Origin of the sequence: Variovorax sp. CCNWLW235 (assembly GCF_037204085.1) — a bacterium.
GTDB lineage: Bacteria > Pseudomonadota > Gammaproteobacteria > Burkholderiales > Burkholderiaceae_C > Variovorax.
The window spans coordinates 25,136-42,323 of the sequence record NZ_JBBCBW010000023.1 but is presented as its reverse complement, the minus strand read 5'-3'; the positions used below and the strand labels follow the sequence as shown (position 1 = coordinate 42,323).

The 17,188-nt window shown below is 66.3% G+C and carries 17 protein-coding genes and 1 tRNA gene; 7 read left to right on the top strand and 11 right to left on the bottom strand.

The genetic code is table 11. From position 1 onward, the window contains the following. Window positions 1-19 precede the first annotated feature (19 nt). Together V9L21_RS21575 and V9L21_RS21570 are read right to left on the bottom strand one after the other, a co-directional pair. Window positions 20-379, bottom strand: a complete 360-nt coding sequence (locus V9L21_RS21575; RefSeq protein WP_337314934.1) for a hypothetical protein — start codon at window positions 377-379, stop codon at window positions 20-22. 90 nt (window positions 380-469) lie between these two features. After that, on the bottom strand, window positions 470-1,078 hold the full coding sequence (locus V9L21_RS21570; RefSeq protein ID WP_337314933.1) for an NADPH-dependent F420 reductase: 609 nt from the start codon (window positions 1,076-1,078) through the stop codon (window positions 470-472). A gap of 126 nt (window positions 1,079-1,204) precedes the next feature. Between V9L21_RS21570 and V9L21_RS21565 the strand changes: the two genes are divergently transcribed. After that, a complete protein-coding gene (locus V9L21_RS21565) occupies window positions 1,205-2,140 on the top strand; it encodes a LysR family transcriptional regulator (protein ID WP_337314932.1) in 936 nt (311 codons plus the stop codon). 71 nt (window positions 2,141-2,211) lie between these two features. Continuing rightward, the gene (locus V9L21_RS21560) at window positions 2,212-3,129 is read left to right on the top strand and encodes a protein NO VEIN domain-containing protein (RefSeq protein WP_337314931.1); all 918 of its coding nucleotides are present in this window, start codon (window positions 2,212-2,214) and stop codon (window positions 3,127-3,129) included. On the opposite strand, the gene V9L21_RS21555 is transcribed toward V9L21_RS21560, so the two are convergent. The 3 genes from V9L21_RS21555 to V9L21_RS21545 form a co-directional block, all read right to left on the bottom strand. Next, window positions 3,126-5,396: a LamG-like jellyroll fold domain-containing protein gene (locus V9L21_RS21555; RefSeq protein WP_337314930.1), complete on the bottom strand. Its 2,271-nt coding sequence runs from the start codon at window positions 5,394-5,396 to the stop codon at window positions 3,126-3,128. The two genes, V9L21_RS21560 and V9L21_RS21555, sit on opposite strands and share 4 nt — an antisense overlap. Before the next feature lie 195 nt (window positions 5,397-5,591). Continuing rightward, window positions 5,592-7,736 carry an amylo-alpha-1,6-glucosidase gene (locus tag V9L21_RS21550; RefSeq protein ID WP_337314929.1) on the bottom strand — a complete coding sequence of 715 codons (2,145 nt, stop codon included), beginning with the start codon at window positions 7,734-7,736 and terminating at the stop codon, window positions 5,592-5,594. A gap of 3 nt (window positions 7,737-7,739) precedes the next feature. Next, the gene (locus V9L21_RS21545; protein ID WP_337314968.1) at window positions 7,740-8,810 is read right to left on the bottom strand and encodes a glycosyltransferase family 4 protein; all 1,071 of its coding nucleotides are present in this window, start codon (window positions 8,808-8,810) and stop codon (window positions 7,740-7,742) included. A gap of 200 nt (window positions 8,811-9,010) precedes the next feature. Here V9L21_RS21545 and V9L21_RS21540 point away from each other — a divergent pair, with 200 nt between their 5' ends. The 3 genes from V9L21_RS21540 to groL all read left to right on the top strand — a co-directional run bounded on the left by V9L21_RS21540 (window position 9,011) and on the right by groL (window position 11,787). After that, entirely contained in the window at window positions 9,011-9,667 is a 657-nt protein-coding gene (locus tag V9L21_RS21540; protein ID WP_337314928.1) for a diguanylate cyclase, read from the top strand. Between the two features lie 134 nt (window positions 9,668-9,801). Then, entirely contained in the window at window positions 9,802-10,122 is a 321-nt protein-coding gene (locus V9L21_RS21535; protein ID WP_258503849.1) for a co-chaperone GroES, read from the top strand. 39 nt (window positions 10,123-10,161) lie between these two features. Further along, entirely contained in the window at window positions 10,162-11,787 is a 1,626-nt protein-coding gene (gene groL, locus V9L21_RS21530) for a chaperonin GroEL (RefSeq protein WP_337314927.1), read from the top strand. A gap of 85 nt (window positions 11,788-11,872) precedes the next feature. Here the strand turns inward: groL and V9L21_RS21525 are convergent, their stop codons facing one another. Then, window positions 11,873-12,262, bottom strand: coding sequence for a TraR/DksA family transcriptional regulator (locus tag V9L21_RS21525; protein WP_337314926.1), 390 nt, complete (start codon window positions 12,260-12,262; stop codon window positions 11,873-11,875). Beyond that, window positions 12,246-12,659 carry a hypothetical protein gene (locus V9L21_RS21520; RefSeq protein WP_337314925.1) on the bottom strand — a complete coding sequence of 138 codons (414 nt, stop codon included), beginning with the start codon at window positions 12,657-12,659 and terminating at the stop codon, window positions 12,246-12,248. Before V9L21_RS21520 ends, V9L21_RS21525 begins: the two co-directional genes overlap by 17 nt. Between V9L21_RS21520 and V9L21_RS21515 the strand changes: the two genes are divergently transcribed. Further along, entirely contained in the window at window positions 12,627-13,736 is a 1,110-nt protein-coding gene (locus V9L21_RS21515; protein ID WP_337314924.1) for a hypothetical protein, read from the top strand. The genes V9L21_RS21520 and V9L21_RS21515 overlap by 33 nt on opposite strands. Here V9L21_RS21515 and V9L21_RS21510 read toward each other — a convergent pair. After that, window positions 13,733-14,881: a mechanosensitive ion channel family protein gene (locus V9L21_RS21510; protein WP_337314923.1), complete on the bottom strand. Its 1,149-nt coding sequence runs from the start codon at window positions 14,879-14,881 to the stop codon at window positions 13,733-13,735. The genes V9L21_RS21515 and V9L21_RS21510 overlap by 4 nt on opposite strands. A gap of 320 nt (window positions 14,882-15,201) precedes the next feature. On the opposite strand from V9L21_RS21510, the gene V9L21_RS21505 reads away from it, so the two are divergent. Further along, the gene (locus tag V9L21_RS21505) at window positions 15,202-15,891 is read left to right on the top strand and encodes a class I SAM-dependent methyltransferase (RefSeq protein WP_337314922.1); all 690 of its coding nucleotides are present in this window, start codon (window positions 15,202-15,204) and stop codon (window positions 15,889-15,891) included. 74 nt (window positions 15,892-15,965) lie between these two features. Here the strand turns inward: V9L21_RS21505 and V9L21_RS21500 are convergent. From V9L21_RS21500 to V9L21_RS21490, 3 genes are all read right to left on the bottom strand, one after another. Then, window positions 15,966-16,040 (bottom strand) — tRNA-Arg (locus tag V9L21_RS21500). Window positions 16,041-16,057: 17 nt separating this feature from the next. Next, window positions 16,058-16,444 carry a DUF427 domain-containing protein gene (locus V9L21_RS21495; RefSeq protein WP_337314921.1) on the bottom strand — a complete coding sequence of 129 codons (387 nt, stop codon included), beginning with the start codon at window positions 16,442-16,444 and terminating at the stop codon, window positions 16,058-16,060. A gap of 6 nt (window positions 16,445-16,450) precedes the next feature. Further along, window positions 16,451-17,131: a dienelactone hydrolase family protein gene (locus V9L21_RS21490; RefSeq protein ID WP_443305369.1), complete on the bottom strand. Its 681-nt coding sequence runs from the start codon at window positions 17,129-17,131 to the stop codon at window positions 16,451-16,453. Between the last annotated feature and the right edge of the window lie 57 nt (window positions 17,132-17,188).

Here is a 17,188-nt window from a genome sequence, read left to right as displayed (position 1 = left end):
GGTCAGTCGACGGAGAATTTCAGACGCGGAGTCTGCGGGTGGCGAGAAAAACGGGATCGGGCGGCGGATGCTGCCGCTCGGGCCGGGCCTGCGCCGGAAGCGCATGCCCTTGCGAAGCCAGCACCACGGGCAGGGCCAGTACCTGCACGATGGCGGGTAGCGAAGGCGTCGCGGCCTTCACGGGCTCGAACGACAGCGACATGTCGGCGGCATGCTGGTGGCACAGCACGGGCTGAGCGGTGTCCATGCCTTCGCAGGGTTCGCCCGTTGCAGCCATCATTTCGGCCATTGCCGCCGCATCTGCTGCGCCGGGGCAGACATAGCTTGCCAGCGCCAGCTGCGAGAACAGCAGCGAAAGGACCACGAAGAACGCGGCCATGTGGCGGTGGAGAAAGCGGCTGGGGACCATGTGTGAGCGGAGTGTAGCCCCGCGCGGCTCGCAAGAGAGCCCGCCCGGGCACCGCGTTGCTCAGGCCGCAGGCTCGTCGAGGTTCACCAGGTTCAGGATCGCCATCGGGCCGCCCGGAAACTGCACCAGGCGGCCTTCGTTCACGCCGCCCAGGTCGATGGGGGTGAAGCCCAGGCGGGCGATCAGTTCGCTCACGGTCTTCTTGGCATCGGCGTCCTTGCCCGAGAGGAACAGCACGCGGCGGCCGCCGGCGACCTTCGGGTCGGCTTCCAGCGCGGCAGCCGCCAGGTGGTTGAAGGCCTTGACCACGCGAGCGCCCGGCGCCAGTTCGGCCACCACTTCGTTGGAAGCGCGGCCGCCCACGTCGATCGGCTTCAGCGACGGCGCTTCGACGGCATTGTTGGCATCGACGAGGATGCGGCCATTCCACGGCCCGAGGTCTTTCAGCGCGGAGTGCAGGCGGTTCCAGTTGACCGCGACAAACACCAGGTCGGCCTGGGCCGCTTCCTTGAGCTCGACGGCCTTGATGCGGGGCCCCAGCTCGTCGACCAATGGCTGCAGCGTTTGCGGGCTGCGGCTGTTGGCAATGGCGGCGTCGATGCCGTTGCGTGCAAGTTGGCGAGCGATGGCGGAGCCGATTTCACCGGCGCCGATGATGGCGATTTTCATTTGGTTTTCCTTGGGTTGAAGTGCGCAAGTTCGTCTTGCTGGGTTCAACTCTAGGCATTCGCACCCCATAACAATAGTCATGACTGGCTTGAATTACTTTCAAGCATTTGTTGAAATGCCCCTGAAATGGAAACCCTCGCCAACCTTGAATCCTTCGTGCGGAGCGCGGAGACGGGCAGCTTTTCGTCGGCGGCACGCCGGCTTGCGCTCACACCCGCAGCAGTCAGCCGCAACGTCGCCCAGTTGGAGCGCAACCTCGGCGTGCGCCTGTTCCAGCGCAGCACGCGCGGCCTTACGCTGAGCGAGGCGGGCGAACGGTTCCTGCAGTCGGTGCAGGGCGGCCTCGACAGCATCCAGGGTGCGATTGCCGACATCACCGTGAATGCCGGGCAGCCGGCCGGGGTGCTCAGGCTGAGCGCGGCGCCCGGCTTCGGCATGGACTACCTGCTGCCGCTGATGCCGGGCTTCCTCGAAAAGTACCCGGCCGTCGTTCCGGACTGGTTCTTCGACAACCGTCCGCTGGACCTGATTGCCGGCGGTTTCGACGCGGCCGTGGGCGGCGGGTTCGAGCTGCCGCCCGGCATGGTGGCGCGCGAGTTGGGGCGCATCCACCTGATTGCGGTGGCATCGCCCGGCTTCCTGCGCGGCAAGCGCCGGCCGAAGGACCCGGGCGGCCTTGCGGACCTTGCAGGCGTGGCCCTGCGCTCGCCGCTGCACAGCCGGGTGCGCACGCCGGTCATGCGCAATGGCGCTGGACGCGAAATGGCAGCCACGCAGAAGCCGGTGATGGTGGTCAACGACCCCGATGCGCTCTGCCGCGCAACGCTGCTGGGCCTGGGCGTCGGCCTGGTCGCCGTGCCGCATGCGGCGCCACACCTGCACAGCGGCGCACTGGAGCGGCTGTTGCCCGACTGGCACTGCGACCTCGGCCCGCTCTCGCTGTACTTCGCGAGCCAGAAGCTGCTGCCGGGCAAGACGCGCGCCTTTGTCGATTTCGTCACCGCGGCGTTCCGCGAGCAGAAGCTGGCCCAGCGCCTGTCCGCCGGCAGCCGTACGCGGTAACACCGGCTGACTTGTTCAGCGGTGATGATGCGGCATACTCCCACCCCCCAAACTCGCCAGAAGCCCGCTGAATGGACAAGGAAGTCGACCCCCGCGTACTCGCCGTCATCGATGAGATGCGCCTGTCAGGACCGCGGCTCAGTCCGGTTGAAATCGTCGCCAAGATGGGCGTGTTCGACGCGCGCGACAAGCCCTTCGAGTACGCCTGGATGGCCACGGGCGACAACGTCATTGCCACCATCTGGGCGGAGTATGTGCACGTGGGTGCGAACGGGCGCTGGTTCTATCTCGAATCGCTCGACACGCAGCACCGCCCGGGCGGCGGCGCGCGAACGCCCAACCAGGTGCAGCGCGCGAAAGACCGCCTTGCATTGCTGAAGCGCACCTTCGACGCGGGCCAGGGCTTCCGCGCGGTCGTGCAGACCAACCGGGTTGCGATTGCAGAACTCGAAAGCAACAAGAGCGCGAAGGTGTCCACCCGCGTGCGCGACGACTCCGAATGGCACGTTGCAAGCTGGGAGCCCGAGCAGTTGCTGGCGGTGCTGGTGCGCGGCCCGCGCGGCTGGGTTCCGGATGAGGCCGATATGCAGGCCGCCAAGGCCCGAGGCGGCGTTCCTGCGGCGGTAGAAGCGGAGCCCGAGGCGATACAGCCGGCTTCGGCAGAAGAAGTCCAGGCCGCCGCCATGGCATATGTCATGGGCCACTTCAAGGGCTACGGCTACAACGCCGAGGACGTGACCGGCCAGAAGCCGGGCTACGACATCGAGGTGTCGAACGCAAAAGGCGCAACCCTTCTCAGGGTTGCCGTGAAGGGCACCTCCACGGCAACGCCGAACTTCCACCTCACGCCCGAAGAAAGCGCGTGCTCCGCGCGCGAGCCGCTCTGGCGCCTGCTGGTAGTGGCCGACGCCGGCGGCCCCACCGCGCAGCACAAGATCTACAAGCCTTCCGAGATGAGCCAGGCGCCCGGCTTCGAAGCCCGCGGCTAGAGCAGCGCCGCGATCTCCGCGGCGCCCAGCGCGCCCTGGTAGACCCGAAAGTCGTCCAGCTGCGCGCGCAGCGCCGGATCGTTCGGATACTGCGAGCGGCCGAGAAAGTTCTGCGTCGTCTCTCCCAGGTCGAAGGGGGCCAGCGTCATCTGCGCGTTGCTGCCGACTGCGGCGCCGTCGACATACAGCGTGCCGAGCGTGCCGGCCAAGGTCACGGCCACGTGCACCCAGCGCCCGGTCGGCAGCGGCGACGCGCCTTCGATCACCTGCTCGTTGTAGCCGTGAACCCTGGAAATCGCGTAGCGCACGGTGCCGGCGTTGCTGCGCGGCGTGAGCATCATCCAGCGGCGCGCGCCGGAGCCGAAGTCGAACACGCGCGACCACGTGGAGAGGCTGTCCACGTACACCCAGCATGCGATCGTGAAGTCGGCCGCATCCTTCAGCAGGCCCGTGGGCAGGTTGATGTAGGCGCCCGTGCCGCCCAGGGCGACGGCCCCCGAGTTGCGGCCCGCGGTCCAGGCCGCGCCACCGGCAAGCTCGCTGGCGGCAAAACGGCCTGTCGCATCGGCGGCGGAGTTCCCTTGCGCTTCGTCGAACGCGAGATGCATCAGCAGCTCGGGCTTGAGGGCGGCCCTGGCTTCGACGGAAGGTTCGCTCTCCCCGCCCGCGTTCACGGCAATCACGACGTAGTAGTACACCTCTCCCGCAACGCCTGTGGTGTCCGTGAAGGTGAGCGTGTCGGTAATGCCTGAAGCCACGGTGGTGCTGTACGGCCCGCCCGCGGTGGACGCGCGCCTGACCGAGTAGCTCAACGCGCCGGTGCTGCCCCACCACGACAACTCCACTTGCGAGGCGCGCACCCGCGCGGTGAGCCCGCTCGGCCGCACGAGCGCCGTGAGCGGATCGCGCGTGAAAGTCAGGGTTCCGAAGCCGAGCTGGTCGCCGTTGCCGCCGTCCGTTTCCGGGCGCATCTGCTCGGCCTGCAGCGCGGTGTAGGGCGTGGCAATGCCGAGCCGGTTTGCATAGTGGTTGTACACGCTCTCCCAGATGCCGCGCCGATGCCCCTGCCCGTCCGTCGCCAACATGGACTGCGTTCCCTGCTTGTTCACGTTGGTGACGAAAGGCACGGTGTAGAAGTCGCCCGCGCCGTCGCGAAGATTGGACTTGGCGACGTATTCGGCACCGGCCAGAAAGCGGTTGTTCTCATAGCCGTAGATGTCGTCGCCCTGGTTCCACGCCATTTCGCAGAAAGCGCCGGCCAGGCCGATGCCCAGGGTGCAGTGGCCCTGGTCGCGGCCGCTCTCCTGCCACTGGCCCAGATAGCCGGGATGCACGTGATAGACCGCCTGCAAGCCGGCGCCGTTGCCCGCGCCGTTCTTGTAGTAGTTCAGCGCCTCGTCGTAGATGTCGCGTCGGTCGCACAGCACCCCGATAGCCAGGATGGCGCCAATCGTGCACTGGTCCCAGTTGGCCCAGTAGTTGGTGATCTCGGAGCCGTTGTGGTTGACAAGAAAGCTGTGGTTGAGCGGATAGAACACCGTCAGCATCATGTTCTGGAAGCGCGCGAAGTCGCTGGCCGCCCAGCCCGGATAGGTGCGCATGATCTCGGCCGCATTCGCGAACTGCTGGCCGTAGATGCCTGCCGCAAGAAAGCGGTCGGAGTTGCCCTCGATCGCTGTCAGCGTGGACGACCACTCGTTGAGGAACCTGATCGCCAAGTCGGCATAGCGCGTGTCCTGCGAAACCTTCCAGCGCAGCGCCAGTTGGTAGGCGCGCGCAACGTCGATGTAGAACTGCGCGAAGTTCTGGCCCGGGACGTCCCCCCGAATCACCGTGGCCAGCGGCCTCGGCGTGGCGCCGAGCTGCGAGCGGCCATTGGATGTGAGCGCATTCCATCCGGCAAGCCAGGGCTGTGCGTTGGCCGCGACCTTGAGGCGCATGCGCTCGAAGTCGGCCTCGGTGTGCAGCAGGCCGGGGTGAACGAACGGCTTCGTTCGCGCGGGCGAGGGGGCTGGCGTCGGCACGTCTTCGGAGCCGGAACCCGTTGCGGGACCGGGTGCCGCACCAGCGGTGCCCTGCGTCGCACCGCCAAGCAGGCCGATGCTGCCCGCTCCGCTGCCGCCTCCTCCTCCGCCGCACGCGGCGGTTCCAAGGGCGGCGAGACTCATCGCGCCCATGCAGAACATGCGGCGGTCCAAGGAGTTGTCCAGGAAGTTGTCGAGGGTGTTGTCGGGGAGGTTGTTGTCTTCGCTGGCCGGTTGATGCATGTTGTATTGAGGTTTTGTTAAACCTTGCTACCGCAACATGCATGCCCAATTCGCAGATGAGCCCTTTTCTATTCGCCTCGCTTGCGGATCGCTGCGCAAAAAAGCCTCAGGGCCCGCAAAACCCTCTGCACATGACAATCAGTGTCACGCGCGCCGCGCGGTGCGCTCATAAATGTCACGCTTTGCGCCGCACCGCTAAAGCTGCAGGTTGACGTCGACCTTGGGCGTGCCGGGCGCCGATTGCGCGACCACGACGATGCGTTCTTCGAGCCGCTGAAAGTGCAGGTCGACACGCGCACTCCCCACCTGCAGCCCTTGCACGTGCAGCTGGTCGATGTCCGCGGGCAACTGCGGCTGCACGATCTTCACCTCGCGCCGGATGCCATCCACCTGCAGGCCCAGGCAGGCCTGCAGCAGCATGAACACCGAGCCTGCCGCCCACGCCTGCGGCAGACACGCCACAGGATACGCAACGGGTGACTGCCCAGGCTGGCGGTCGAAGCCGCAGAACAGTTCGGGCAAGCGCATGCCGAAGTGCGAAGCCGTCTCGAACAGGTTGTCGAGGATGCGCACCACGCCGTCGCGTTCGCCGTAGTGCGCGAGCCCGGCTGCGCACAGCGCCACGTCGTGCGGCCACACCGAGCCGTTGTGATACGACATCGGGTTGAAGCGCACCGCCTCCGTCGGCAAGGTGCGAATACCCCAGCCCGAAGCGAAGGCCGACGACAGCAACTGGTGGCCGACGGACAAGGCGCGCTCTTCGCCGGGCAGGCCCGTGAAGAGCAGATGCCCCGCGTTGGACGCACGCACGCGGCAGGGCTGGTTGGCACCGTCGATGGCAAGCGCGTAGAACTTCAGGTCGTCGAGCCAGAAGCGGCTTTCAACCGCTTCGCGCATGGCCTCGGCGCGCTGGCGCCAACGGGCGGCGCCCGAGTCGCCCTGCCACTCGGCCATGGACGACATCGCGAGAAAGGCCGCATAGACATAGCCTTGGACCTCCACAAGAGCAATCGGCCCTTCGGGCGTGCGGCCGTCGGCGTGGAAGATCGAGTCGTGGCTGTCCTTCCACCCCTGGTTGGCAAGGCCGCTCGCTTCACCGCGCTGGTAGGCTAGCAGGCCATCGGGGTGGCGCGCCATGTTGCGCTCCATCCATTCACAAGCGGCGCACAGCGCGGGCCAGATGTGCGCGATGGTGGCGCGGTCGGCCGTGCGCCGCGCATAGGCACCTGCCAAGGCCACGAAAAGCGGCGTGGTGTCGACCCCACCGTAGTACTGGCCGAAGGGCAGTTCGTCGACCGCGGCCATCTCGCCCTTGCGGGTCTCGTGCATGATTTTTCCGGGCTCGGCATCGCGAAAGCTCGAGGTCTGGTGCGCCTGCCGCGCCGCAAGAAATTCGAGCACGCCCTGCGCCAGCCTCGGGTCGATCCACAGCGTCTGGAATGCGGTGACGATGGCGTCGCGCCCGAACGGCGTGGAGAACCATGGAATGCCCGCATAGGGATACGGCCCCGTGGGCAGGTCGGACGTGAGCAGCGCAAGGTCGGCGCGCGAGCGGTCGAGCCAGGCCTGGAACAAGCGCCCCGAAGCCTGCAGGCGTGAACCGCGGCGCTGGCGTGCGCGCATGCGCCACCGCGCGAGCAAGCCTGCTTCGCGGAACCGCGCCGCGTTGGGTCGGCCGGGCTCCGTGCCCACCTCGATATAGAGGGTCCATTCGCCGTGCGCTGCGAGCGGCACGGTGAATACCGCAGTGCCCGCATCGAGGCGCTGCGGGACTTGCGAAAAGTCGATGCAGGCCAAGCGCGTGACTGTGTCCAGCCCCTGGTAGCGCAGCACCACGCCGTGCGTGCCCACCTCTGGCGCGCCGATGTCGCCGCGCCGCGCGCGCTGCTGGCCACGCACTTCGAACATGTCGCGAAAGTCGGCGCCGAACTGCAGCGTGAGCGGCGCCTGCGCGGGCTGGTCGCTGTAGTTGACGAGCCGGATGCGCTCGAACAGCCGCGCGCCCCACAGAAAGCGCTTGCGCTCCAGATGGATCACGCCCTGCGGCATCGATGTCGATCCGAGCACCGGCAGCGGACGATTGGTGAGATTGGCGGTGAAGAAGACGTTGTCCTGGCTCACCCCGCTGGACAAGAGCGACGGACGCGCGCCGTCGAGCCGCAGCACGAATGTCGACAGCATGCGCGTGTCGTCGTGAAAGAGCCCGTCCACCCCGCCGCCCACGTCGCCGTGGCCGTCCATCACAAAATAGGTATCGCCCTCCTTGAGCACGAACGCGTGCTGCACCGCGCGTTCGGTGGCCGGCTCGGCCTGATCGACAGCAGGCACTTCAACGCTCATCGCTCAGGCCGCCTCATGGTAGACATGGTCTTGCGGCGGAAGCACCCCGCCGCCGATCAGCCGCTTGTATTGCTCGACGTAGGCACTTGCCATCGCATGCGCGGAGAACCTGTTTTCGAACGCCTGGCGCACGCGGCGCCGGTCGAGTTGGCCGATGGCGCGCACCGCCTCCACTGCCTGCGACTCGTCTTCGACGATGAGCCCGCTCACGCCGGGCTCGATCACTTCGGGCACCGAGCCGCAGCGCCATCCGATCACCGGCGTGCCGCAAGCCATGGCCTCGATCATCACCAGGCCAAAGGGCTCGGGCCAGTCGATGGGGAAGAGCAGCGCGCGTGCACCGCCGAGAAATTTCGCCTTGTCGGCATCGCCGATCTCACCGATGAATTCGACCAGCGGGTGATCGAGCATCGGCTTGATCTTTTGCGCAAAGTAGCTCGCATCGGCCGCATCGACCTTGGCCGCGATCTTGAGTGGCAGGCCCGCGCGCTTGGCGATCTCGATGGCGCGGTCGGGCCGCTTCTCGGGAGAGATGCGGCCAAGAAAAGCCAGGTATCCGTCAGGCTTGGGCTCGAAGGCATAGGGCGTTTCGTCCAGCCCGTGGGGAATGGTCGCGAACCAGTTGGCAAAAGGCAGCGGCTTGCGTTGGTGGCGCGATATGGAGACCAGCGGATAGCGGCTCCAGCGCATGTAGGCACCGGGCAGGTCGGCAATGTCGAGCCGGCCATGGAGCGTGGTGAGCGTGCGGCCCGCCATGTCCTCGAAGAACGGAAAGTGCATCAGGTCGACATGGAAATGCAGCACGTCGAACTGGTGCGCTCGCCGCCGCACTTCGTGAAGCATGCTCAGGTGGCTGGCCAGGTCTGACTTCAGCGGCGCCGGGTCCAGGCGCAGGGCCTGCGCGCGCATGGGTGCCAGCTGGGCCCGGGTCTGCGTGTCCGCCGAAGCGAACAGCGTGACCTCGTGGCCCTGGTCGACCAGCGCGTTGGCCAGGTGGGCGACGACCCGTTCGGTGCCGCCGTAAAGCCGCGGCGGAACGGCTTCGTAGAGGGGTGCGATCTGCGCGATCTTCATCGTCAAGACAGTCTCCTCGGGAGGAAATGAATGAACAAGGAATGAGGGCGAAGAAACGGAGGCGCGGGGCTTCCGGACTGTAATTTTGATGCGGCTGTTTTTAATTTCAAGAGCATTCAAAGGCGCCCCTGCGGCGTTTGCCGCTTGCGGCCGGCGCCGGCTTGCTCTAGATTTTTTTGCGTTGCATTGGAGGTCTCTTGATGAACATTCTCGAAACCGTTGCCGACCAGTCCGACGCGATGCGGCTGCCGCTCTATGCGGTCACCGTGACCGCCGTGGCCCGCGAAGAAGCGCCTGCGTTGCTGTCCCTGCACTGGCACGGCTTCTTCCGGCAGACGCCTTTGCATCTGCCGGGCCTCGAACTACCTGCGCGGCCGGTGCCGCAGTCGATGGCGCAGTTCGACCTGCCCCAGGGCGTGCTCGATGCATTCGACGCACTCGAGCAATCGCTGCTCGAGGCGGCGTGGCAACTCGGCGCCTGGGACGTCGAGCGGCTGGAGCGGCCGGCATGGTGGCGGCTGGGCGCCCCCGCAACCGAAGTGAGCGACGGCCGACGCGCCTTTGGCTACTACGAAGACGACGACAGCGACGGCGGCCACGTCATGGCCGATGCGCCCGATCGCGAAGAGCTGATGCGGCTTGCCGCGCACCGCGGTTACCTGCGCTGGCTGTTCCGCCCGCGCAAGCGCGGCATCTGGGCCGAAGTGCAAGACGACGGCGACGACACGCTCGACGAGAGCGGCGGGCGCCCGCTGCCCTGCCCCGTGATGCCCCAGCCGCTGCATGGCGACGATGCGGCGCGCCGCACCGTCTACCGGCTGGGCCGCGCGGACCGCATCCTGCTTGGCGGCGGCTGAAAAAAAATCGTCACAAAAAAATCTGCGCCCCGGCCTCTTGAAGCGTCGGCGGCGCGCCCATAGCTCTCGCGCGCCGGCATTTCTCGGTGCCGGTTCAACTTTTTTGATGACCTGTATCGCTTAGGAGATTGAACATGAAACTTCATCCTCTGTACGACCGGGTGATCGTCAAGCGAATCGAACAGCAGCGCAAGACGGCTTCCGGCATCGTGATCCCCGACTCGGCCGCGGAGAAGCCCGAACAGGGCGAGGTGCTCTCGGTGGGCCAGGGCAAGCTGCTTGCGGACGGCACCCTGCGCCCCTTGCACCTGAAGGCGGGCGACCAGGTGCTCTTTGCCAAGTACGCGGGGCAGACGGTCAAGGTCGAAGACGAGGAACTGCTGGTGATGCGCGAGGACGACGTGCTCGCGGTTGTAGACACCAGCGAACGCGGCGGCCTGAAGCGCGTCGCCTGATGATGTCCAGAAACCCGTTGTGAAAGGAGTGATGAAAAAATGACTGCCAAGGACGTCAGGTTCCATGACAACGCCCGCCAGCGCATTGTTGCGGGCGTCAACATCCTTGCCGATGCGGTGAAGGTCACGCTCGGTCCGAAGGGCCGCAACGTGCTGCTCGAACGCAGCTTCGGCGCCCCCACTATCACCAAGGACGGCGTGTCGGTGGCCAAGGAGATCGAGCTTGCCGACAAGTTCGAGAACATGGGCGCGCAGATCGTGAAGCAGGTCGCCTCCAAGACGGCCGACGTGGCGGGCGACGGCACCACCACCGCCACCGTGCTCGCGCAAGCCATCGTTCAGGAAGGCATGAAGCACGTAGCCTCGGGCATGAACCCGATGGACCTGAAGCGCGGCATCGACAAGGCCACCGCCGCGGTGCTCGAAGAGCTGCGCAAGCTCTCCAAGCCCATCTCCACGGGCAAGGAGATCGCGCAGGTGGCGGCGCTGTCGGCCAACTCCGACGAAGCCATCGGCAAGATCATTGCCGACGCGATGGAGAAAGTCGGCAAGGAAGGCGTGATCACGGTGGAAGACGGCAAGTCGCTCGAGAACGAACTCGACGTGGTCGAGGGCATGCAGTTCGACCGCGGCTACCTGAGCCCCTATTTCATCAACGACCCCGAAAAGCAGGTGGCGCATCTCGATGATCCGCTGGTGCTGCTGCACGACAAGAAGATCTCGAACATCCGCGAACTGCTGCCGGTGCTCGAAGCCGCCGCAAAGGCCGGCAAGCCGCTCCTGATCGTGGCCGAAGAGGTCGAGGGCGAAGCGCTTGCCACGTTGGTGGTCAACTCCATGCGCGGCGTGCTGAAGGTTGCGGCCGTCAAGGCGCCGGGCTTCGGCGACCGCCGCAAGGCAATGCTCGAGGACATTGCCGTGCTCACGGGCGCGACGGTGATCTCCGAAGAAACCGGCAAGCAGCTCGACAAGGCAACGCTCGAAGACCTGGGCCGCGCCAAGCGCGTCGAGGTGCAGAAGGAGAACACCATCATCATCGACGGCGCGGGCGACCAGGCGCTCATCGATGCGCGCGTGAAGTCGATCCAGGCGCAGATCGAGCAGGCGACCAGCGACTACGACCGCGAGAAGCTGCAGGAGCGCGTGGCCAAGCTCGCGGGCGGCGTGGCCGTGATCCGCGTCGGTGCCGCCACCGAAGTGGAAATGAAGGAGAAGAAGGACCGCGTCGACGATGCGCTGCACGCCACGCGCGCGGCCGTCGAGGAAGGCATCGTGCCCGGCGGCGGCGTGGCGCTGCTGCGCGCGCGTGCGGCCGTCACCGAGCTGAAGGGCGCCAACGCCGACCAGGACGCGGGCATTCGCATTGCGCTGCGCGCGCTCGAGGCACCGCTGCGCGCCATTGTTGCCAATGCAGGCGTGGAACCTTCGGTGGTCGTTTCCAAGGTGCTCGAGGGCAAGGGCAACTACGGCTACGACGCCTCGACCGGCGAGTACGGCGACCTGGTGCAGATCGGCGTGGTCGATCCGACCAAGGTCACCCGCACCGCGCTGCAGAACGCGGCGTCGATCGCGGGCCTGATCCTCACGACGGATGCGACCGTGGCGGAACTGCCTAAGCCGGCCGACAAGGCTCCGGCCATGCCAGCCGGCGGCATGGACTATTGAGTCGGTTGCACGCTTTGTCCTGAAGCGCCGAGCGGCGTCCCTCGCGGGACGCCGCTTGTGCTTTTGTCTTGCCCCGGCGCTAGGTTCAAAGCGCCGGCGGCAGGCGGATCTCGATCGGGTGCGTGCGCTCGTAGCGCTCCTGGCATTCGACGCAGCGGGCGGAGGCCGGCATGGCGTTCAGCCTTTCGGCCGGAATCTGCACGCCGCAGTCCACGCAGGTACCGAATTCGCCGGTGCGCAGCCGCTCTCTGGCGGCCTCGATGTCGCGGAGTTCGGCAACGTCGCGGTCCATTTCCGCGCTTCGCAGCGCGCCGCGGAGCCGCTCCTCGGCGGCATCGACCGTGTCCGGCACTTGCACATGCGGGGTTCGGGTGGGCGCCTCGGCTTCATCGGCCTTGGCGGTCCTCAATTCGGACTCGAGCTCGGCCGCCCGCTCGTCGAGCTTGCGGTGCCACCGTTCAGTGTTCTTCGTCATGCCCAAATCGCCGGCAATCCGCATGCCTGCGGCGTGGCCTCTGCAGGCATGCGATGCTCCACCCGAACTTGCGGCAAAAGCCTGAACTGAATTGCAGCACCCCGACACCCTTCTTCCGGCCGCCCTGCGCGCCGCACCGCGCAGGTACCGCATGCCGTCCTTGCCAGGCGATGCGGGCGCGGCCGCGGCAAGCAGCACGGATGCGGCCCTGGCCTTTGCGATCGAGGCCGTTCGCATCGGGCAGGAGGAACTTGAGGTGCCGCCGCCGGCTTCCGTTCGTTCGCTTTTCACCGAGGCGCTGGCGCAGTTGATCCGCAAGGCGCTGGCGCCCGAAGGCGGGGACCCGGCTTTCCAGGCGCTGGTGATGCAGGCGCAGGATGCAGAGGTTCGTCAACATGCGCAGCTGTCCAGGCAGCGCGAGTCCGACCAGCGTGCCATCAGGGCCGCAACGAATGCCATCGCGCATCCGGGCAAGTTGCGTCAGATGCCGGCCGATGAAGTGCGGGACGCACTGGCGCGGTTGCACGCCTTGGCAGCGGCGGACTCGTGGGAAGAGCTTGCGCGCGCCATCGAGCATTTGCTCGGCCGGAATCTCTCCGCACAGCAAAACTTGCAACCCGCGTTGGAGGCCATTCTTTCCAACCCTGCGCTGAAACGCCTGGTGCGCGGCAGCCGCTTGCTGCACCTGGAGGCCGTGCAGCGCTACCGGGCGCTTTGCGAACGCCAGGGGCCGATGGCCGGCAGCCACGCCGCCCTCTCCAAGGGGCGCGCGGCGGCCCGTCGCGGTGAGGTTGCAGAGGAAGCCGGCGTGCAGGCGTTCCGCAAGATTGCGGATGCGCTGAATCAGCGTGAAAAAAGTGTTGCGAACTATCGCGTCGTGCAGAGCCTTCGGAACCCTCCCGCTTTTCCGGGCGAGGCGAACAAGGCCAAGGAAGAATGGGACGCCGCGATTGTGCGCAGCAGCACGGGTGACGTCGCCGAACTCGTTCTTCTTGCGGAGATCAAGGCCTCCCCTGCGGCTGCCACGGCGGACTTTTCGCGCCTGCTGCGCGGGTTGCGGCGGCTGGCGGAAGCCCGCCCCGAGGCGACCTATGCCTTTGCATCCGCCGATGGTGTCGCGCGCATCCAGGGCGCGTCGCTGCAACGGCTGCAGCCCGATGGCGACTCATTGCCGCCGCACGTGATCTATTGCTGCTCGGCACCGCCCGAAGCGTATCCACCGTTGTTGAGCGCGGCAAGCAAGGCCATGCTGCTTGGGGAGCCCGCGAGCCTCGCCTTCGCGCACCAGCTTCTTGCAGGCGAGCTGCCGTCGGCCGATTCTCTCGAGCCCGTTTGGAATGCGCTCACGACAGAGCCGCGGCTGCGGGCTGCGCTGCATCAATACGACACCGCGCGAAAGGCGCGCGCGGCCATGCTGCATCCGGCCGATCTGCTGGCGTCCGTCGCCCGATGCCTGGAGGCCCCGGGCGGCTAGTGCTGCTTTGCGGCGCGCTGCGCCCGAGGGGCTTCCTCGACGCGGTCATTCCGCTCTGCGGCTTCGGCGGGATTGCCGCCATCCGACATCACATACACGCCGCGCGTCGGAATGGCGAACTCGACGCCCAGCGCGTCGAACTCGCGCATCATCTGCAGGTTGAGACGCTGCTGTTCATCCATGTAGAGCCCGTAGTCCGGCGTGGTCACGAAATAGACCACTTCGAAGTCGAGCGAGCTTTCACCGAAAGCCTGAAAGTGCACGCGGTCCAACCGCAGCTTGGGCCGCGATTCGATCAGCCGCTTGACGATGCCGGGGATGGCCTCCAGCTTTTCGGGGTCGCTGCGGTAGCTCATGCCGAACTTGAACGCAATGCGGCGCTCTTCCATGCGGCGATAGTTCTTCACGATCTGCTTGAGCAGGTCGGTGTTGCTGATGACGATCTGCTCGCCGGTCAGGCTGCGTAGGCGCGTGGTCTTCAGGCCGATGTGCTGCACCGTGCCCGACAGGTCGCCAATGCCGATGGCGTCGCCCACCTCGAAGGGCTTGTCGACCGCAATCGAAAGCGATGCGAACAGGTCGCCAAGAATGTTCTGTACCGCCAGCGCAATCGCAATGCCGCCCACACCGAGGCTGGCCACAAACGCGGTGATGTTGACGCCCAGGTTCGACAGCACCGCCAACAGCACCACGGCCCACAGCAGCGTGCGCAGCGACCATGAAAGAAGCACCGCCGACGCACTGACCTGCGTCATGCCCGAAGAGCTATGGCGCGCCTCGTAGCGGCGCAACCCGAGGCTGATGGCCTTGGTGAACCACAGCCCGGTTTGCAACGCCAGCGCAATGAACCACAGCTGCCCGACGCGCTGGTTCCAGCGCTCGGTCAGGTCGAGCATGCCCACGCCGACGAGCACCGCGGCAAGCAGCAGGAACACGCGGTTGGTACTGCCGAGCACCTCCACCACCATGTCGTCGACATGATTGCTCGTGCGCTGCGCGAGTTGGCGCGTGCGGCCGATCACATAGCGCAGCACCAGCCGCATTGCAAGATAAGCCGCCAGGGCGGCTGCAACGGCCAGCGCCAGGTCGGGCACGGGCAGCCCCAGCAGGGTCGCGTCGGTGAGAGCGTCGAGCTTCTCGTTCATCCGCGAAAGGCCTTCGCCATGTCGGTTGCAAGAGGGGAAGAAGTCATGTCGTTCCTTGAAAGCTCATGTTCGAGCGTGCTCGCGAATATCGGTCGCGTGCGTTTGCATCCACTGCCCATGCGTCCCTTGCGGGATTGGGGAGATGAGGAAGGCGGCGGGGGTTTGTTGATATTCTGGGTCGTCGAGAAAACCTCGTCGTGCAATCGGACTCTCCCGGTCCTTCTTGCGACGCCTTCTCTTTCGGCCAGGCACCCGGCTTGCCCCGTGCCTCGGATGCCCAACCCGGCGGTCCCTCCGCCCGACCCAGGAACTGAAAAAAGATGACGGAAAGCAGAGCACGACCCGGTGACCATGGCGCGACGCGTGACGACGATCGCTCGCAACCGCAAGCACCGGGGTCGGAGGCCGGCGTTGCCCGCACCTACGACCGGCTCGCGCCGCTGTACGACACCTTGTTCGGCCAGGTGCTGGAGCCCGGGCGCAAGCGCATGGCGGAGGTCGTTCGCATGCTGCAGCCGGCATCGCTGCTCGAAGTGGGCGTGGGCACCGGATTGGCGCTGGCGGGCTATCCGCCCCAATGCAAGATCGTGGGCATCGATCTTTCGCATGACATGCTCGACCGCGCACGGGAACGCGCGGCCCACCTGCCGCAGCATGACATCAGCATCGAGCACATGAACGCCGAGCGCATGCGCTTTCCCGATGGCGCTTTCGACTGCGTGACCGTGCCATATGTGCTGTCGGTGACGCCGCGGCCGGCCGAACTCGTGCGCGAGATTCGCCGCGTGTGCAAGCCCGGCGGAACCATCGTGGTGCTCAACCACTTCAGCGGCAGCAAGCTGTGGTGGCTGCTGGAGCGCGCCGTTCGCTCGGCGGCCGAGCACGTGGGGTTTCGCTCCGACTTCAGGTACGACGAGCAGATACTTTCTCATGACTGGCAGGTGCTGAGCGTCGAGCCGGTCAACCTGTTCGGCCTGTCGAAGCTGGTGGTGCTGGACAACCACCGCTAGTGCAAAGCCGCGCGCATCGCCGCGCCTGGCTCGATGCGGCTGCGGGTTGTGCGGCAAAACTTGCCGCACACGCGTGGCCCCGCCGCCAGGAATCGAACCTGGATCTCGGCCTTCGGAGGGCCGCATTCTGTCCGTTGAACTACAGCGGGAGCGCTGTCCCATCGGCTCAGCTCTTCGGCCGGACATGGATCTCCGGATACTTGTCGTCGTAGAACGCCATGCGCTCTTTCAGCGCCTGGTGTTCGTCGTACGGATCCTCGTACGTCCACACGGCATCGTCGAGCTGCCGCTCGCCCAGGTTCAAGCCGTAGTAGCTCGCATGGCCCTTGAAGGGGCATTCGGTGGTGGTCTGCGAGCGCTTGAGCTTCTCCATGCGGACGTCGGCGCGCGGAAAGTAGTAGCGCACCGGCGACTTTTCTTCGACAACCTTGATGACGTTTTTCGAGCTGGCGACGATGGCTCCTTCGACTTCGACCTCCATCGATTGTTCAACCGGCTCTTCACGTACCTTGTGATCGGGCCACTTCTGATGCCCTGGTGACTTGCCGCTCATTTCGCCTTACTCCTTTGCGTTATGCCTGGGTTGGTTGAGATGGCTCTTGAACCAATCGCGAGCCAAGGTGGAAACGGCGCCGAGCGCGTCAGGCTCTTCGAACAGGTGCGTTGCACCCGGCACGATGGAAAGCCGCTTCTCGCAGCGCAGCCCCGCAATGGCCTGCCAGTTCATGTCGATCACCGGTCCGTCGTTGCCGCCGACGATCAACAACGTGGGTGCGCGCACGCGCTCCAATGACGCGCCGGCCAGGTCCGGCCGGCCGCCGCGCGACACCACCGCATCGACCGCGTCGGACCGCTGCGCCGCCGCCACCAGCGCGGCCCCTGCCCCGGTGCTCGCGCCGAAGTAGCCGATTCTCAAGCGGGCGGTCTGCTCATGGCTGCGCAGCCAATCGGTCAGGCCGACCAGCCGATCGGCCAGCATGGCGATGTCGAAGCGCAGCTCGCGCGTGCGTTCGTCCTCGGCTTCTTCGTCGGGCGTGAGCAGGTCGACGAGCAGCGTGGCCAGCTTTGCCGCATTGAGGCTTTCGGCCACCTGGCGGTTGCGCGGGCTGAAGCGGCTGCTGCCGCTGCCGTGCGCAAACAGCACAATGCCGCCGCATACGGCGGGCAGGCTCAGGTCCGCCTCCAGCGTGATGGAGGTAGAAGAAGAACGCAGCGGAACACGGAGCGCGCGCCGCTCCACGGGTCTGGATGCGGAGTCCAAGGCTACGCCCCTGCAGAAGAGATTTGCGAAGGGCGT

Excerpts from the sequence above, each read along its gene's own strand:
- V9L21_RS21575 (WP_337314934.1), bottom strand. The coding sequence starts at position 379 with ATGGCCGCGTTCTTCGTGGTCCTTTCGCTGCTGTTCTCGCAGCTGGCG.
- V9L21_RS21570 (WP_337314933.1), bottom strand. The coding sequence starts at position 1,078 with ATGAAAATCGCCATCATCGGCGCCGGTGAAATCGGCTCCGCCATCGCT.
- V9L21_RS21565 (WP_337314932.1), top strand. The coding sequence starts at position 1,205 with ATGGAAACCCTCGCCAACCTTGAATCCTTCGTGCGGAGCGCGGAGACG.
- V9L21_RS21560 (WP_337314931.1), top strand. The coding sequence starts at position 2,212 with ATGGACAAGGAAGTCGACCCCCGCGTACTCGCCGTCATCGATGAGATG.
- V9L21_RS21555 (WP_337314930.1), bottom strand. The coding sequence starts at position 5,396 with ATGCATCAACCGGCCAGCGAAGACAACAACCTCCCCGACAACACCCTC.
- V9L21_RS21550 (WP_337314929.1), bottom strand. The coding sequence starts at position 7,736 with ATGAGCGTTGAAGTGCCTGCTGTCGATCAGGCCGAGCCGGCCACCGAA.
- V9L21_RS21545 (WP_337314968.1), bottom strand. The coding sequence starts at position 8,810 with ATGAAGATCGCGCAGATCGCACCCCTCTACGAAGCCGTTCCGCCGCGG.
- V9L21_RS21540 (WP_337314928.1), top strand. The coding sequence starts at position 9,011 with ATGAACATTCTCGAAACCGTTGCCGACCAGTCCGACGCGATGCGGCTG.
- V9L21_RS21535 (WP_258503849.1), top strand. The coding sequence starts at position 9,802 with ATGAAACTTCATCCTCTGTACGACCGGGTGATCGTCAAGCGAATCGAA.
- groL (WP_337314927.1), top strand. The coding sequence starts at position 10,162 with ATGACTGCCAAGGACGTCAGGTTCCATGACAACGCCCGCCAGCGCATT.
- V9L21_RS21525 (WP_337314926.1), bottom strand. The coding sequence starts at position 12,262 with ATGACGAAGAACACTGAACGGTGGCACCGCAAGCTCGACGAGCGGGCG.
- V9L21_RS21515 (WP_337314924.1), top strand. The coding sequence starts at position 12,627 with ATGCAGGCGCAGGATGCAGAGGTTCGTCAACATGCGCAGCTGTCCAGG.
- V9L21_RS21520 (WP_337314925.1), bottom strand. The coding sequence starts at position 12,659 with ATGTTGACGAACCTCTGCATCCTGCGCCTGCATCACCAGCGCCTGGAA.
- V9L21_RS21510 (WP_337314923.1), bottom strand. The coding sequence starts at position 14,881 with ATGAACGAGAAGCTCGACGCTCTCACCGACGCGACCCTGCTGGGGCTG.
- V9L21_RS21505 (WP_337314922.1), top strand. The coding sequence starts at position 15,202 with ATGACGGAAAGCAGAGCACGACCCGGTGACCATGGCGCGACGCGTGAC.
- V9L21_RS21495 (WP_337314921.1), bottom strand. The coding sequence starts at position 16,444 with ATGAGCGGCAAGTCACCAGGGCATCAGAAGTGGCCCGATCACAAGGTA.